The sequence below is a fragment of the Devosia sp. genome, assembly GCF_036563435.1.
Lineage (GTDB): Bacteria > Pseudomonadota > Alphaproteobacteria > Rhizobiales > Devosiaceae > Devosia.
Genome location: NZ_DATCMJ010000019.1, coordinates 176828 through 192651, shown reverse-complemented (window position 1 = coordinate 192651; position 15824 = coordinate 176828). Strand labels below are relative to the sequence as shown.

The following is a 15824-nucleotide window of genomic DNA, read 5'->3' as shown; positions in this document are numbered from 1 at the left end:
CAACAACCGCACTGGCTTCAACCAGGGCGTCTACCAGCTCGGTGGTGGTGTTGAATTCGCAGTGACCGACTCGATCACCGTTCGCGGTGAAGTTGTTGGCCAGGGCGACTTCGACGGCGCTTCGGACTCCTTCTTCGAAGGTGCCAAGGCAACCGTCGGCGTTTCCTACCACTTCTAAGATTTTCAGCTCTGCTGAAGCGAACGGCTGCCCTCCCGGGCAGCCGTTTTTTTATGTCTAGTCACCAGCCAAGACCAATGTCAGGGGCAAGGCGATCTAGAACCAGCTGTTGAGAAGGTCAGGCAATTGCCATGGCATGACGATCCAGCGTGGGAAAGTCGCCATGCTGAGCAACAAGCCAAGACAGATGATCACGGGAATAGTGACGGCAGCCCTGTTCCACGGCGGCGGCAGGCGGCGCCCGATCAAAAGCATGATGACCGTGCCAAGGGCCGCATATAGAACGGCATCGACTGCGAAGGCCAAAAAGATCATGCGCTTTTCTAGCGCCGCGCAGCCCTTCTGGCCACAGGGCAAGCCACATAACGTTGACAGGGGCTCAACGCTGCCGCCCAACTTGCGCGTGCGACTGTGCAATAAGCCATGGTGTTTCGCCCATTCTGGTGGCATGACCTAGATCAATATCCGTCACGCGCAGAACGAGCTAGTCGATGTCCAAGCCTTCGCTGTTTGCCAATCTTGTTGCGGCCATTGGAGCGGTCGCAGTTGCCGTCCGTCACTCCGGCGACGGACCACGCAGCCCGGTCTATGGTCCGGCACCCGCCATGCCTGCCGCCAAGCCGCAGGGCAGCATTCCCACCCTCAAGATGCCGACGGCAAAGGGCTGGGAAAACGGCCGCACACCCATTGCCGCCGCAGGCCTCAAGGTCAACGCCTTTGCCACTGGTCTCGACCATCCGCGTAACATGCTGGTCCTGCCCAATGGCGATGTCCTTGTCGCCGAGTCCATGGGCGAGTCGGGCAATCCCAAGACCCTGTTCGACCACGCCATGTCGAGCACGATGAAGCGGGCCCGCGCCTCTGGCGATAGCCCAAACCGCATTATTCTCCTGCGCGATGCCGACGGCGATGGCGTCGCCGAAACGCGCCACACGCTGATTGACGGCGTGCGCCAGCCCTTCGGCATGGTCCTGCTCGGCGAGACGCTTTACGTCGGCGCCAGCGATGCCGTTCTCGCCTATCCTTTTGAAAGCGGCACCACCCGTATCACCGCTACTGGCCGCAAGATCATGGACCTGATCCCGGGCGGCCACTGGACGCGCAACCTCATCGCCAACCAGGACGGCACCAAGCTCTATGTGGCGGTGGGTTCGCTCAGCAATATCGGCGATGCCGGCATGGAAGCCGAAATCAACCGCGCCTGCATCCACGAACTGGACCTGGCGACGGGCACCAGCCGCATCTTCGCCGGCGGCCTACGGAACCCGGTCGGCATGGCCTGGGAACCAACGAGCCAGACGCTCTGGACCGTAGTCAACGAGCGCGACGGCTTGGGTGATGAGACGCCGCCGGATTACCTCACCTCCGTGCGGGATGGCGCCTTCTATGGCTGGCCCTATTCCTATTGGGGCGTGGTCGACGATCGCGTGAAGCAGGATCCGGCACTGGTCGCTTCCGCTACCCACCCGGACTATGCTCTAGGCGGTCACACCGCGTCGCTCGGCCTTTGCTGGCTCCCGGAGGGGACGCTGCCCGGCTTTGGGCCCGGCATGGCCATCGGCCAGCATGGTTCCTGGAACCGCAGCACGCTTAGCGGCTACAAGCTAACCTTTGTCGCCTTCGAGGGTGGCAAGCCGACTGGCCGGCCGCGCGACATCCTGACCGGCTTCCTCTCGGAGGACGAAAAGTACAGCTATGGCCGCCCCGTCGGTGTCGCCCTTGCCAAGGACGGCTCTGTGCTGATGGCTGACGACGTCGGCGACGCGATCTGGCGGGTGACCGGCCTCTGAGGGCGCCCACGATCATGCGAAGAACGGCCGCACCGCTGCGGGAGAGCGCCACGATCTGGCTGTTTCGCGCTGTTCTCGTGGTGCTGTTGATCCTCGCGTGGTGGGGGGCGGCGCTGCTGGTCGGCCGCAATCTGGTGCCAACGCCGCTTGCGACCTGGCAGGCGGCGACGACCCTCTTTGCCCAGCCAGCCATCTACCAGGCGACGGCCAATTCGCTGGGCGTCTATCTTGGCGGCATGCTGATTGCCATTGCCATCGGCCTGCCCGCTGGGCTGGTTGCCGGCGGCGTGCCGCTGGTGGGCAAGGTGCTGGACCCGTTCTTCAACGCCCTGATGGCGACGCCCCGCGTGGCGTTCATCCCGCTGATCATTGTGCTGCTGGGCCTCGGCTATGAGGCCAAGATTGCCGTCGTTGCCCTCGGCGCGGTGATGCCGATCCTGGTCAATACCTATGCCGGCGTGCGTAATGGCGATCCTGAACTGGTGGAAATGGCCCACTCCGCCGGCGCCACGAAGCTTCAGGTCTTCACCAAGATCCTCCTGCCCGGCGCTGCACCCTTCATTGTTGTGGGGCTGCGCCTCGGCGCCACGATCGGCCTCATCAACACCGTGGTGGCCGAGCTTTATACCGCTGTTCAAGGCCTAGGCGGGCTCCTTGCCACTTATGGCAACACCTTCCGCATGGCGCCCTATTTCGTGGTCGTGCTGATCCTTGCCCTCCTGGGCGTACTCATCACCGAGGCACTTCGCCTCCTTGAGCGGCGGCTGGAACGCTGGCGCCAGCACTAAAGAGAAGGCGCTGCCCGCGGGCAGCGCCTCGGTCGCCTAGAGCATCGGTTCACCGCCCGTCACCGGAACGATCGCCCCGGTCATGTAACTGCCGTCCTCCGACGCCAGAAGGACATAGGCGGCTGCCAATTCCCCCGGTTGGCCGGCGCGTCCGAGCGGCGTCTGCTGCCCGAAATTCTCGACCTTCTCGGGCGGCATGGTCGAGGGGATCAATGGCGTCCAGATCGGACCGGGCGCCACCGCATTGACCCGGATTCCCTTCTCGCCCAGCATCTGTGCCAGGCCCGTGGTGAAGTTCGACACCGCGCCCTTGGTGCTGGCATAGGCCAAAAGCGGCGGGGACGGCGACTTGGACTGGATCGAGGTCGTATTGATGATGGCGCTGCCCGGCTTCATATGCGGCACCGCCGCCTTGCTAAGGTAGAACGGCGCATAGATATTGGTGCGGAAGGTCGTGTCCCATTCCTCGGCCGTAATGTCGCCGATATCGGCATAGGTGCGCTGGAACGCAGCATTGTTGACCAGCACATCCAGCCGGCCGAACTGGTTGACCGCAGCGTCGACCAGGGCGTTGCAGTGGCTCTCCTCGGTGATGTCGCCAGCCATCACGACGGCCTTGCGGCCAGCCTTTTCGATCCACTGCGCCGTGTCGCGCGCATCTTCATGCTCGCTGAGATAGGACAGGACGATATCGGCCCCTTCGCGCGCAAAAGCGATGGCGACGGCGCGGCCGATGCCGCTGTCGGCGCCGGTGATGATGGCTACCTTGCCCTCGAGCTTGCCATGGCCGACATAGCTTTCCTCGCCATGATCGGGATCAGGCGTCATCTCGCCGATGGTGCCGGGCGGGTTCTGCTGCTGGGGCGGGATGGTGGATGGCTTGTCGATTTCAGTCATTGGACTCTCCTCGTCTGGTGGAGGCCAACCACTCGGGCCCGGTGAAGTTCCATGCGCTTGCTTCAGGACGGCCGCAACCGAGCCCGGGCTTCACCGTTGCTCCCCTAATCGGGAGACAGATCGTGACCAAAACTTCCAGCACCGGCCATGGCCGCAATGCCGACGCACCCCAGGACATTCCACCCTCCGGCTGGAAGGACGTCCTGTGGCGGACTTATCGCGAGTTCAACGACGACCGCGTCACGCTGATCGCGGCAGCCGTAACCTATTATCTGCTGCTCTCGATCTTCCCGACCCTCACCGCGTTTGTCTCGATCTACGGCCTGTTCAACGACCCGGCCACCGTCAGCGAACATGTCGCCATGCTCTCGACCGTGGTGCCCGAAGGCGGCATGGCTATCATCAATGAACAACTGACACGTCTGACCAGCACCGGCGAAACGACGCTTGGTCTCGCCCTGCTAATCTCGGTCGCCATTGCCCTCTGGAGCGCGAGCTCGGGCGTCAAGACCATGTTCGAGGCCATGAACGTCGCCTATGACGAAAAGGAAGAGCGCAACTTCTTTGTCCTCAATGGCACCGCACTCCTCTTCACCCTCGCCGGTATCGTCGGCGCCATCGTTCTGCTGGGCGCCGCCGTGGTGGTTCCGGCGGTCTTGCAGTTCATCGGGCTTGGCGCGGGTGTCGAATGGCTCCTGCGCATCGGCTCCTATGTCGTCCTGGCCCTGATCCTGATGCTGGGGCTTGCCGCGCTCTACCGCTTCGGCCCCAGCCGCCAGCAGGCAAAGTGGCGCTGGGTCTCCCCCGGAGCCATCCTTGCCACGCTCCTCATCATCGTCGTGTCGCTGCTCTTCTCCTGGTATGCCGCCAATTTCGGCAATTACGACAAGACCTATGGATCGCTCGGCGGCCTCATCGCCCTCCTCACCTGGCTATGGATCACCGTGACGGCGGTGATCATCGGCGCCGAACTTAATTCGGAAGCCGAACGGCAGACGCGAAAGGACTCCACGGCCGGCCGCGACTCTCCCCTGGGCCATCGCGACGCCCATGCCGCCGACACGGTGGGCGAGGAAGCGGGTGCAGACACTGGCGACGACGCCTTTGCCGGCAAGAGCGCCGAGTGGGTCGCCGGCTACCATGCCGCCCGCGAGAAGTTCCGCCCCGAGCGCCGCCACTCGCTTGGCGCCATGCTGGTCGCCCTTCCGGCCTCGGCGGCCCTCAGCGCCATGCGGTCGCGCCGAAAGTAGGGGGGCCTGCTTCCTTGTTGAACCAATTGGGCCCATACCGGCTTTAGCAAGGCAGGCCGCATCACGGCCTCGGGAGGAAGACGTAGAATGCTTGGGCGCCGTGTTGTCTTGCCCCCTGGGCGCCGGACCTCCCCCTTTGAAGCCCTGGGCACCTTTGCCGTGGTGGCGGCGCTCCTTTATTTCGGGGCCGGCATCATCGTGCCGCTGGTGCTGGCCACGCTCTTGGCCTTCGCACTCACGCCCCTAGTGACCTGGCTCAATCGCCGCCTGCACTTACCCGATCCGGTGGCGGTCGTCCTCGCCGTCCTGGTAGCGATCCTTATCCTCGCCACCCTTGCCGGCATTACCGGCCTCCAGGTGGCCCGGCTCGGCCAGCAGATGCCCGCCTACCAGGAAACAGTCACCACCAAGCTCCACGGACTGCAGGAACAATTCGGCGGTGGCGCCGTGCTAGAGCGGATCAACGAGACGGTCACCGACCTCACCGAACAGTTGAGCGCCAGTGGCAGTCCAGAGGCGCCGGTGGAGGGCCGCCCCGTTCCGGTGGTCGTTTCCAATGACAGCGGCCCATTCAGCCTCCTCAGCTCGGTTCTCGGCTCAATCGTCGGTCCGGTGGCCACGGTCGCCATCGTCATCGTGGTGTTGATCTTCTTGCTGCTGGGCCGCGCCGATCTCCTCGACCGCTTCATTCGTCTCGTCGGCTCCAGCGACTACGCCAAGGCCAATATTGCCATCGCCGATGCCAGCAAGCGCGTCGGCCGCTACCTCCTTGTTCAGTTGGCGGTTAACTGCACCTACGGGTTCCTGTTCGGCCTCGGCCTGTGGCTGATCGGCGTGCCCAGTGCCGTGCTCTGGGGCCTGCTGATTGTCGTCTTCCGCTATATCCCCTTTGTGGGCGCGCTGATCATCGCCATCGTCCCTATCTTCCTTGCCTTCGCCGTGGATCCGGGATGGAACATGCTGATCCTTAGCATCGGCCTGTTCATGGTGCTCGATCTCACCACCGCCAATGTCGTCGAGCCCCGCCTTTATGGCTCCAGCACCGGCGTTTCGCCGATTGCCATCCTCCTCTCCGCCATGTTCTGGGCCACCCTTTGGGGTCCGGTCGGGCTGATCCTTGCCACGCCGATGACCGTCTGCCTCGTGGTTATAGGGCGCCACCTGCCGCAGTTCCGCTTCCTGGAAACGCTTCTGGGCAGCGAGCCGGTGCTCACGCCGCCCGAGCAGTTCTACCAACGCCTGCTCAAGGGCAACACGCAGTCGGCCGTCGAAACGATGGAGGACTATGTCGCCGAACACGGCAAGCCCGCCTTCATCGGTGAGGTGGCGATGCCGGCGCTGCGCCTTGCCAGCGCCGAGCTCACCGACCGCCCCGAAGCGCTGGAACAGCGACGGCAGCTGACCGATTCGCTCGAAATCGTGCTCGAAGAACTCGACGAAGCCGATGCGCCAGAGGGGCGGCTCGTGCTGCTGGTCGGTGGCCGCAGCGAGATGGACGAGGCTGCAGCCCGACTTCTTGCTCTCCAATTGTGCGAAAAGGGCGTTCCCACCAAGGTGCTGCCACCGCTGGCAATCACCCCCGAAGCCCTGGGGCGCCTGGAGCTTGATGGCGTCAGTGCCGTCGCCATGGTGTTCCTGGGCGCCGACTTCCGCTCCCACGCCCGCTATGTGTCGCGGCGGCTCCGGGCGAGCGCCCCTGGCCTCAGCCTCGTGGTGTGCGCCCTAGGTGAACAACCTGATGGACTAACCGCCGACAAGCTGCATCTTGATGCCATCTACCGAAGCGACGGCGAGGCCATAAGGGAGCTTGAGCAAGCCTGGCAGGCAGGCACTATCGACTGCCCCGACAGCGTCCGTTCAGCCAGCAGCCGCACCGCAATGGCGGACGATGCACTGATCAGCGCCGAATTGGAGAAGATCGCCGGCGAGTTCGACGTGCCGGTCGCCTCGCTCAACCTCCTTGACGACGAGCGGCACATGGCCGATGCCGACGCGCATCAGCTCACCGAAATCATCGCCACCAGCGCCGAGCCTCTCGTCGTCACCGCGAAAAGCGAAGACCCGCGCTTTGCCAAGAACAGCTATCTTCAGTTCAACGGCATCCACCTCTATGCCGGTGTCCCGCTGATCCTGCCCACCGGGGAAGTCATCGGGGCTCTCGCCCTCCTCGACTACGAGGAACACGCCTTCGGGCCGGAGGCGGTGACCCAGCTCCAGCACCGCGCGGCCAGCCTCGTCACCAAATTTGCCGAGCATGCCAGGGTGACACCGCAGCCAAGCTGACCCAGCCTTTCTGTCAATTTCATGCGAACTTACAGCTTTGTAACGTGCGTGATCCTCTGGCGCTGGTAGGGTTGGGCAATTCGGCCGGCTCGTACCAGCCACCTCCCCGCTCCGCATGAGGCTCCTGCTTGCTCCGACAGCTTACGGCATCCCTTATCGTTCTGGCTGCCGCGGCCGTGGCTGTCGTCATGTTCGTGCCTGGCGCCGCCGCCATGCTGGCCACCTATGGCATTGCTGTGCCTTTTGCCCCGGCTGCCGAACAGGCTGCGCCTGCCGCGGGCGGGCGCAATCCGGGCGGGCCTCGGGGTCCCGCCCGCCCCGGCGGCTTCAACCGGCAGACCAATGTGGTGACCACTGCCGTCACCCTTGCCACCATCAACAACAGTCTCAGCGCCATCGGCGAAGGCACCGCCTCGCGCTCGGTAACCGTCTCCTCTCCGGCAGGCGGCACCCTCGCAGAAGTGCTGGTGCGCCCCGGTCAGGTCGTGGCTGCAGGCGATGTCATCGCCCGTCTCGATTCCGAGGCCGAGCAGATCGCGCTCGACCAGGCGCGGCTGACCGCGGAAGACGCGGCGGCGACGCTGGCGCGGACGGAGGGCCTCGCCAGCAACAATGTCGTCGCCACCACGGCGCTAACCGCGGCACAACTGGCCGCCGCCAATGCCGACCTCGACCTGCGCAATGCCGAGGTCTCGCTCTCGCGCCGCACTATTTCCAGCCCCATTGCCGGAACGGTCGGGCTTATCCGCGTCACCCCCGGCAACTACGTCCCGGCTCAGACGGCGGTCACCACCATCGACGACACCTCCTCTATCCTCGTGGATTTCTGGATCCCCGAGCGCTTTGCCGCCGCCGTCTCGCCTGGCATGGCTGTCGAAGTCTCCGCCGTGGCGCTGCCCGGCCGAAGCTTTGCGGGCGAGGTCAGCGCCGTGGACAACCGCATCGACCCGGCAAGCCGCACCCTCCAGGTCCAGGCCGAGATACCCAACGATGACGAGCTGCTGCGCGCCGGCATGTCCTTTTCCGTGTCGCTAAGCTTTCCAGGCGAGACCTTCCCCGCCGTCAATCCCCTGGCTATCCTCTGGTCGGCCGAAGGCTCCTATGTGTGGCAGTACCAGGAGGGCAAGGCCGTCAAGACCATGGCCGAGATCGTCCAGCGGAACAGCGATGGCGTGCTGGTGCGGGCCGATCTCGAGCCCGGCGACGCCATCATCACCGAGGGCATCCTCCAGTTGAGCGACGGCGCCGAGGTGACGCTGCTTGAAGGGCCGGACGGAGCGGCTCCCGCCGCCACGGCCGACGCCACGCCGCAGCCCTGATCGGAAACAGCCATGTCGATTTCGCAAAAGAACGAACGCGGCGGGACCCTGGCAGCCTTGTTCGTACGGCGGCCCGTGCTGGCCCTGGTGGTCAATGCGCTGATCGTGGTTGCCGGCCTTGCGGCGCTGCTCGGTGCCGAAGTGCGGGAACTGCCCAGCGTCGAGCAGCCGGTGCTGTCGGTCTCGACCAGCTTTCCTGGGGCGGCGGCCGAAACGGTGGACCGTGAGGTCACGGCGGTGGTCGAAGGCGCTGTGGCGCGGGTGCAGGGCGTCACCGGCATTTCCTCGTCTTCCTCGACCGGGTCGAGCCGCGTCACGCTTGAATTCTCCGACGGCACCAATCTCGACACCGCAACCTCCGATGTGCGCGATGCTCTGAGCCGCACTACGCGCAGCCTTCCGGAAGGCGCGGAAGATCCCACGATCTTCAAGGCCGATAGCGACGCACAGCCAGTGATGCAGTTAGCCGTCACCTCCAATACCCTGTCGGTTGCCGACCTCAGCGCCCTGGTGGAGGATGTCATCTCCGAGCGGCTGGCTGCCGTCGAGGGCGTGGCCGAAGTCCAAGTCTATGGCACGCGCGAAACGGCCTTCGAGGTCGATGTCGATCCGGTCAAGCTCGCCAGCCTCGGCCTCACCGTTGCCGATGTGCGCAATGCCCTCTCCACCATCGCCTTTGACACGCCCGCCGGCTCCATCAATGGTCCAAACCAGAACATATCGGTCCGGGCCATTTCCGAAGTCACGACGCCGGAAGATTTCGAGAAGCTCATCCTCAACAAGCGCACGGTGCTCGGCGATGTCGCTACCGTCGTCTTCGACGCCGCGGCCAGCACCTCCTCGCTCCGCTCCGACGGCGAGCCCGGCATTGGCCTGGGCATCGTGCGGCAGGCGCAGTCCAACACCATCGAAATCTCCCAAGGCGTCGAGGCGGCCGTCGAGACGCTCAACGAAACCCTGCCAGAGGGGGTGACGGTCAAGATATCCAGCGACGACGCCGTCTTCATCGAGGGTGCGCTGCACGAGGTGGAGATCGCGCTTCTTGTGTCGCTCGTCGTAGTCGTGGGCATCATCTACCTGTTTCTCTTGGACTGGCGCGCTACGGTCGTCCCCGCCCTCTCCATGCCCATTGCCCTGCTAGGTGCCGTGGCCGGCATTTATCTCGCGGGCTTTTCGCTCAACATCATCACCCTGCTGGCGCTCGTGCTTGCCACCGGTCTGGTAGTAGACGACGCCATCGTGGTGCTGGAAAACATTGTCCGCCGCAAGGGCATGGGCGCCGGTCCACGGGCCGCCGCCGTCTTGGGTACTCAGGAAGTGTTCTTTGCCGTGATTGCGACGACGCTGACGCTCGCCGCCGTCTTCCTGCCCCTCTCCTTTCTTGAAGGCCAGACCGGCCGGCTGTTCCGCGAATTCGGCTTTACCCTGGCCATTGCCGTTCTGCTGTCGTCGCTGGTTGCCCTGTCCCTGGGACCCATGATTGCCTCGCGCCTCCTTAAAGGCAGCGAGCACAAGAGCCATGGCGGCCTGATCGGCGGAATTGGCCGGTTCTTTGCCGCCCTCTATCGGCGCACGCTCCGGCTGGCGCTGCACAACCCCTTCGTGATCGTCCTGATCGCGCTGCTTTTTGCGGCCTCCTCCTTCTTCGTCTATGGCAACCTGCGCCAGGAGATCACCCCGCCCGAGGACCGTTCGCAGATTTCGCTGCGCATTTCCGCTCCCAGCACCGCCAGCCTTGACTATGTCCGCACCCAGCTGACGCAGGTTGAATCCATGCTGCAGCCCTTCGTCCAAAGCGGCGAAGTTGCCTCGATCTTCGTCCTGTCCGGCTGGGGCAGCGGTGGCTCGCTCACCCTTACGCTGGCGCCCTGGGGCGAGCGCGAGCGCAGCCAGGCCGAGATCGCTGCCGATATCCAGGCGCTGATGGCTCAGGTTCCGGGCGTACGCGCCTCGGTGGGCCAAGGCAATAGCCTGGGCATTCGCGGTGGCGGTTCGGGCCTGCAGTTTGCGGTCGTGGGGTCGGACTATGCGGTGCTCGCAGAAACGGCGCAGACCATCACGACGCAGCTGGAACAAGACGGCCGCTTTGGCCGCGTCCAGGTGAGCTATGACACCACGCAGCCGCAGTTAACCCTGACCGTCGACCGAGCGCGCGCCGATGCCCTGGGCATCGACATCAACGGGCTGGCGACCACGATGCAGGCCATGATCGACGGCGCCGATATCGGCAACGTCTTCATCAACGACACCAGCTACACCGTCCGCATGGTGTCGAGTTCCAATCCGGTCAACGACCCGCGCGATCTCGAGACCCTGTTCGTCAAGACCGGCGACGACCGCTACGTGCCCATGTCGACCATCGCCACCATCACCGAATCCGCCGTGCCGCCCTCGCTCCGCCGCGAGCAGCAGCGGCGGGCCGTACCGGTGACGGCAAGCCTCGAAAGCGGCCTTGCGCTAGGCGATGCCTACTATCAGGCGCTCGAAATCGCCCGGCCCATTCTGCCGGAAGGCGTATCGATCATCCCGATGGCCGAGGCCAAGACCTTGGGCGAAGCCAGCAATGGTCTCTTCGTCACCTTCGGCTTCGCCCTCGTCATCATCCTCCTGGTGCTGGCCGCGCAGTTCGAGAGCATCTGGAGCGCGGTGATCGTCATGACCACGGTGCCCTTCGGCGTCGCCGCGGCGCTTTACGCCCTGCTGGTCACCGGCGGCTCGCTCAACATCTATTCCCAGATTGGCCTCGTCCTCGTGGTCGGCATCATGGCCAAGAACGGCATCCTGATCGTGGAATTTGCCAACCAACTGCGCGACCGCGGCCTGTCGGTGGCCGAGGCCATCGAACAGGCCTCCAACATTCGCCTGCGGCCGGTGATGATGACGATGATCGCCACGATCCTGGGCGGTTTGCCGCTGGTGCTGGCCAAGGGCGCCGGTGCCGAGGCGCGCACGGCGCTCGGTTGGGTCATGGTGGGCGGCCTGAGCTTTGCCGCCCTTTCCACGCTCTATCTCACGCCCGTCGCCTACCTGATGCTGGCGCGCTTCTCCAAGCCCAAGGTCGAGGAAGAAGCGCGGCTCGAGCGCGAACTCGAAGCAGCCAATGGGCTGGCCGACCCCGCCGAATAGACCGGCAGCGTCGTCTAGTAGACCGCGTTGCCGGCCTTGTCGAAGAGGATGGTCTTGGCCGGATCGGCATTGAAGGTGAGGCTCTCGCCGCGCGTCAGCGCATGATCGCCCGCCAGCACCGCCAGCCAGGAGGCGCCCGAGGGCAGTTCCACATTGACGATGGTCTCGTTGCCCAGGCGTTCGATCAGGGCAACGCGCCCGAGGATCGAGCCCGAGGCAACCGGCGTGAGGTCATGCGGTCGCACGCCCAGCGTCAGCGTATCGCCGACACCAAGAGAGGCGGCAGGCTTGGTCAGCTGCAGGTTCAGCACGTCCTGCCCCGAGACGGTGACCGTCTCGCCATTGACCGCGCCGACCTTGACCTCGACAAAGTTCATCTTGGGCGAGCCGATGAAGCCGGCGACAAAGAGATTGGCCGGCCGCTGGTAGAGGTCGATCGGCGCGCCGACCTGCTGCACGACCCCGGCGTTGAGCACCACGATCTTGTCGGCCAGTGTCATGGCCTCGACCTGGTCGTGCGTCACATAGATCATGGTCGCGCCCAGGTCCTGGTGGAGCTTGGAGATCTCCATGCGCGTATCGACGCGCAATGCGGCGTCGAGGTTCGACAGCGGCTCGTCGAACAGGAACACCTCCGGCTGCCGCACGATGGCACGGCCGATGGCCACGCGCTGGCGCTGCCCGCCCGAGAGCTGGCTCGGCTTGCGATCGAGCAGGTGCTCCATCTGGAGGATCCGCGCCGCTTCGCGGATCTTCTGTTCGCGCACGTCGTGCGGCGTCTTGGCCAGCTTCAGCCCGAAACCGACATTGTCGTAGACGGTCATGTGCGGATAAAGCGCATAATTCTGGAACACCATGGCGATGCCGCGGTCGCGCGGCTCCACGGCATTGCAGAGCTTGTCGCCGATCCAGAGTTCACCGCCGGTGATGTCCTCGAGCCCGGCGATCATGCGCAGCAGGGTGGACTTGCCGCAGCCCGAAGGCCCGACAAACACCACGAACTCGCCATGCTCGATATCGAGGTCGACGCCCTTGATGACTTCGACTTCGCCATAGCTCTTGTGGAGGGACTTGAGCGAGAGACCAGCCATGATGACTATCCTTTGACGGCGCCGGCGGTCATTCCCGCAACGATCTGCCGGTTGAAGAACAGGAAGACGATCAGCGGTGGAATGGTGATGAGCGCAATATTGGTGAAGAGGAGATTGAACGACGTGTTGAACTGCGACTGGAAGTTGTAGAGCGTCAGCTGCACCGTCGCATTGGCATTGCCCGGCAGGTAATAAAGCGGGTTGGTGAAGTCGTTGAAGATGCCCACCGACTGGACCACGATATTGGTCACCGTTACCGGCCAAAGCAGCGGCAGGATCACCCGGAAGAACACGTCCAGCGGCCGCGCCCCGTCGATCCGCGCCGCCTCGTCGAGCTCGCGTGGAATGGTGGCGATGAAGGCGCGGTAAAGGATGATCGAGAAGGGTAGGTTATAGGCCACCTCGATCAAGATCATGCCATGGAGCGTACCGAAGAGCTTGAGGCCCTGAAGGAGGGTGATGGTGGGCACCACGGCCGGCGGGATCATGAGGCCGGCCAGGATCAGGAACTCGATCAGCCCATTGAACTTGGTTTTGCGGCGCGCCAGCACGAAGCCCACCATGGCGGCGAGGATCACCAGCAGCGTGACGCTGGCGACAGTCAGGATCGTCGAGTTGACGAAGGCCGTCACCAGCATCCAGTTGCGGGTGGTGACCACGGTGACGATGTTGTCCCAGAGGTGGAAGCCCGTCGGCCAAGAGAAGTCGCGGAGCGCGGCCTGCCGCTGGTCCTTGAACGTCATTAGGACGATAAAGGCAAACGGCACCAGGAAGACCACCACCGACGCCAGGATGGCGACAATGCCGCCCAGAACGGAAGCGCGCGATCTCATTCGTGGCCCTGCTTGCGGTTGAGGAACATGGTGATCGGCACAACGAGGATGCCGATCAGGATGAAGAGCACGACATTGCCCGCGGTCGAGAGGCCATAAAAGCCCGCCTGGTACTGCTTGTAGATCACCGAGGCGACCGTATCGGAGGCAAAGCCTGGCCCGCCCTTGGTCATGGCCCAGATAAGGTCAAAGGTGCGCAGGCCCCCGATGAAGCTTAGGGTGATCACCGTGGCTGTGGCGGGGCGGCTCAGCGGCAGGGTGACATAGAGGAAGTTCTGCCATGGCCCGGCGCCATCAATGCGCGCCGCTTCATAGTAATCCTTGGGAATGGCAACGAGCCCGGCAATATAGATCACGGTAGCAAGGCCCACGCCCTTCCACACATCCACCAGCGCCACCGAAAACAGCGCAAGCTTGGGATCGACCAGCCAACCCGGGCCCTTGATGCCGAGAAGGGCCAGCCCCTCGTTGATCATGCCCTGGGTGGGATGCATCAGAACGGTGAAGGTGATGCCCACCCCCACGGTCGAGACCAGGACGGGAAAGAACACCACGGAGCGTAGGTAGCCGCGCGCAATGATATTGCTGGTCAGCAGCATGGCCAGCGCCATGCCGAGCACCACTTTGAGGCCCGAGGTGATGACGGCATAGACGACCGTGTTGATCAGGCCCTGAACCAGGAATGGCTCACGGAAGAACTGCACGAAATTGTCGAGGCCGATAAAGGTGGCGTTGAACAGCGTCCAGCGCGTGAGGCTATAGTAGAAAGAGGACAGGGTGGGCGCCAGAAACAGCACCGCATAGATCACCGCCGCCGGCAGGAAGAACCAGCCAGGATAAAGGGAACGGCTCTTGCCGTGTGATGTGGGTGCTGCAGCGGCCATGGCAAATCCTTGCAAACAAATGACCGGACGGGAAGCCCGTCCGGTCGAACGTCAGCGATAGCTTACCAGCCGGAGAGACCGAGCTGCTGAGCCTGCTTGCGAACGTCCTCGTCGTAGAGGGCGGCAGCATCGGCGGGTTCACGGATGCCGGAGCCCACTTCAACCGTCAGCTGTTCCAGGATCGGACCCTTGATGGGCGACAGGAACTCGAGCGCTGGGGCGTTCTTGCCACCTTCCTCGAAGTAGGGCAGCAGGTCGGAAACCGAGGTCACGACGTCCTCGGGAAGCTCGCAACCCTCGATGAGGTAGGGTCCATTGACGGCCACGGCCTCGCTTTGGACGGCGCAGCCTTCGGGGCTGGCGACAAAGGCCAGGAACTGCTTGGCAACGTCCACATTGGACGAGGTCTGCGGAATGTAGAAGCCAGCCGGCATCCACACGGTCAGCCCATTGTCCTCGGCGCTATCGCCGGGGAGTGCAAAGAAGCCCACATCGTTGATCTGGTCAGGATAGCCTTCCGACAGGGCCGGAATGGCAAAGGTGATCATGGGGTAGTGGGCGCCTTCGCCCTGAGCGATCATGCGCAGGCCGTCTTCATAGGTGGCGGCGCCGAAATCCTCGTTGAAGTAGCCGCCATCGGCCACTGCCTTGAGGCGCTCGAAGCTGCGAACCGCCTCAGGGGTAGTCGCAAACTTTGCCGTGCCGGCAGTGTACTGCTCGGCGAAGTCGGGATGGGCCGACTGCACATTGTAGTAGTCGGCCAGAACAATCACCTGGCTGGTCCAGGGCTCGCCATAGGTCTGGATCACGGCCGGGATGCCGGCGGCCTTGATCTTCTCGTTGTTGGCCATGAATTCGTCCCAGGTCTTGGGAACGGACAGGCCAAGTTGCTCATAGATCTTGGTATTGTAGAAGATGCCGCCAGCCTCGGCCGGCCGGGTGGGCACCCCGTAAACGCCTTCGCCTGCCGAAACCACCTGCTTGAAGCTGTCGGCAATACCGTCCATGAAGGCTTCGCCGCTGAGATCCACCAGGGTCTGCGCGGGGTTGAGCGCCTGCAGCAGCGAGCCGGTATTGTACCAGAAGATGTCGGTCATCTGGCCGGTCGCCAGGCGGGTCTTGACGATGTTGTCGCCCTCGCCGCCGCCGGGGCGGGTTTCGATTTCGATGGAGACGTCGGGGTTCTTTTCCTCGAATGCGTTCACCAGCGCCTCGGAGATCGCGATCGTATGCGAGGCGTTATCGACGAGCATGGTGAGGTTCACGCTCTGCGCCATGGCGGCGCTGGAAAGGGCGGTCATGCCCAGAAGGCCGGCGGCAAAGCCGGCAAGCAGCAGATTGTTCTTGGTCGACATAGTCTTCCTCCCGGTCGAGCCCGCTTATGC

Annotated in this window: 12 protein-coding genes; 6 read left to right on the top strand and 6 right to left on the bottom strand. The window is 63.9% G+C overall.

Going from position 1 to position 15824, the window contains the following annotated elements; all coding sequences use genetic code 11:
• Nucleotides 1-274: 274 nt before the first annotated feature.
• Nucleotides 275-493 carry a hypothetical protein gene (locus VIL88_RS17435; protein WP_331990888.1) on the bottom strand — a complete coding sequence of 73 codons (219 nt, stop codon included), beginning with the start codon at nt 491-493 and terminating at the stop codon, nt 275-277.
• Nucleotides 494-669: 176 nt separating this feature from the next.
• On the opposite strand from VIL88_RS17435, the gene VIL88_RS17430 reads away from it, so the two are divergent.
• Both VIL88_RS17430 and VIL88_RS17425 read left to right on the top strand, forming a co-directional pair.
• Entirely contained in the window at nt 670-1968 is a 1299-nt protein-coding gene (locus tag VIL88_RS17430) for a sorbosone dehydrogenase family protein (RefSeq protein ID WP_331990887.1), read from the top strand.
• Between the two features lie 14 nt (nt 1969-1982).
• The gene (locus tag VIL88_RS17425; RefSeq protein ID WP_331990886.1) at nt 1983-2756 is read left to right on the top strand and encodes an ABC transporter permease; all 774 of its coding nucleotides are present in this window, start codon (nt 1983-1985) and stop codon (nt 2754-2756) included.
• A gap of 36 nt (nt 2757-2792) precedes the next feature.
• Here the strand turns inward: VIL88_RS17425 and VIL88_RS17420 are convergent, their stop codons facing one another.
• Entirely contained in the window at nt 2793-3653 is an 861-nt protein-coding gene (locus tag VIL88_RS17420) for an SDR family oxidoreductase (RefSeq protein WP_331990885.1), read from the bottom strand.
• A 122-nt stretch (nt 3654-3775) separates the two neighbouring features.
• Here VIL88_RS17420 and VIL88_RS17415 point away from each other — a divergent pair, with 122 nt between their 5' ends.
• From VIL88_RS17415 to VIL88_RS17400, 4 genes are all read left to right on the top strand, one after another.
• Nucleotides 3776-4903 (top strand): YihY/virulence factor BrkB family protein, encoded by a 1128-nt coding sequence (locus VIL88_RS17415; RefSeq protein ID WP_331990884.1) that lies wholly within the window; start codon nt 3776-3778, stop codon nt 4901-4903.
• Nucleotides 4904-4990: 87 nt separating this feature from the next.
• Nucleotides 4991-7186 carry an AI-2E family transporter gene (locus VIL88_RS17410; protein WP_331990883.1) on the top strand — a complete coding sequence of 732 codons (2196 nt, stop codon included), beginning with the start codon at nt 4991-4993 and terminating at the stop codon, nt 7184-7186.
• A gap of 128 nt (nt 7187-7314) precedes the next feature.
• A complete protein-coding gene (locus VIL88_RS17405; RefSeq protein ID WP_331990882.1) occupies nt 7315-8505 on the top strand; it encodes an efflux RND transporter periplasmic adaptor subunit in 1191 nt (396 codons plus the stop codon).
• A gap of 12 nt (nt 8506-8517) precedes the next feature.
• Nucleotides 8518-11631: an efflux RND transporter permease subunit gene (locus VIL88_RS17400; RefSeq protein WP_331990881.1), complete on the top strand. Its 3114-nt coding sequence runs from the start codon at nt 8518-8520 to the stop codon at nt 11629-11631.
• Between the two features lie 14 nt (nt 11632-11645).
• Here the strand turns inward: VIL88_RS17400 and VIL88_RS17395 are convergent, their stop codons facing one another.
• The 4 genes from VIL88_RS17395 to VIL88_RS17380 form a co-directional block, all read right to left on the bottom strand.
• Complete coding sequence (locus VIL88_RS17395; RefSeq protein WP_331990880.1) at nt 11646-12722, bottom strand: sn-glycerol-3-phosphate ABC transporter ATP-binding protein UgpC; 1077 nt, start codon at nt 12720-12722, stop codon at nt 11646-11648.
• 5 nt (nt 12723-12727) lie between these two features.
• On the bottom strand, nt 12728-13555 hold the full coding sequence (locus VIL88_RS17390; protein ID WP_331990879.1) for a carbohydrate ABC transporter permease: 828 nt from the start codon (nt 13553-13555) through the stop codon (nt 12728-12730).
• Nucleotides 13552-14439 (bottom strand): sugar ABC transporter permease, encoded by an 888-nt coding sequence (locus tag VIL88_RS17385; protein ID WP_331990878.1) that lies wholly within the window; start codon nt 14437-14439, stop codon nt 13552-13554. Before VIL88_RS17385 ends, VIL88_RS17390 begins: the two co-directional genes overlap by 4 nt.
• 62 nt (nt 14440-14501) lie before the next feature.
• Complete coding sequence (locus VIL88_RS17380; RefSeq protein WP_331990877.1) at nt 14502-15794, bottom strand: ABC transporter substrate-binding protein; 1293 nt, start codon at nt 15792-15794, stop codon at nt 14502-14504.
• Nucleotides 15795-15824: the final 30 nt, after the last annotated feature.

Coding starts and splice junctions, on each gene's coding strand:
- VIL88_RS17390 (WP_331990879.1), bottom strand. CDS start 13,555: ATGAGATCGCGCGCTTCCGTTCTGGGCGGCATTGTCGCCATCCTGGCG.
- VIL88_RS17425 (WP_331990886.1), top strand. CDS start 1,983: ATGCGAAGAACGGCCGCACCGCTGCGGGAGAGCGCCACGATCTGGCTG.
- VIL88_RS17420 (WP_331990885.1), bottom strand. CDS start 3,653: ATGACTGAAATCGACAAGCCATCCACCATCCCGCCCCAGCAGCAGAAC.
- VIL88_RS17385 (WP_331990878.1), bottom strand. CDS start 14,439: ATGGCCGCTGCAGCACCCACATCACACGGCAAGAGCCGTTCCCTTTAT.
- VIL88_RS17395 (WP_331990880.1), bottom strand. CDS start 12,722: ATGGCTGGTCTCTCGCTCAAGTCCCTCCACAAGAGCTATGGCGAAGTC.
- VIL88_RS17400 (WP_331990881.1), top strand. CDS start 8,518: ATGTCGATTTCGCAAAAGAACGAACGCGGCGGGACCCTGGCAGCCTTG.
- VIL88_RS17410 (WP_331990883.1), top strand. CDS start 4,991: ATGCTTGGGCGCCGTGTTGTCTTGCCCCCTGGGCGCCGGACCTCCCCC.
- VIL88_RS17435 (WP_331990888.1), bottom strand. CDS start 493: ATGATCTTTTTGGCCTTCGCAGTCGATGCCGTTCTATATGCGGCCCTT.
- VIL88_RS17430 (WP_331990887.1), top strand. CDS start 670: ATGTCCAAGCCTTCGCTGTTTGCCAATCTTGTTGCGGCCATTGGAGCG.
- VIL88_RS17380 (WP_331990877.1), bottom strand. CDS start 15,794: ATGTCGACCAAGAACAATCTGCTGCTTGCCGGCTTTGCCGCCGGCCTT.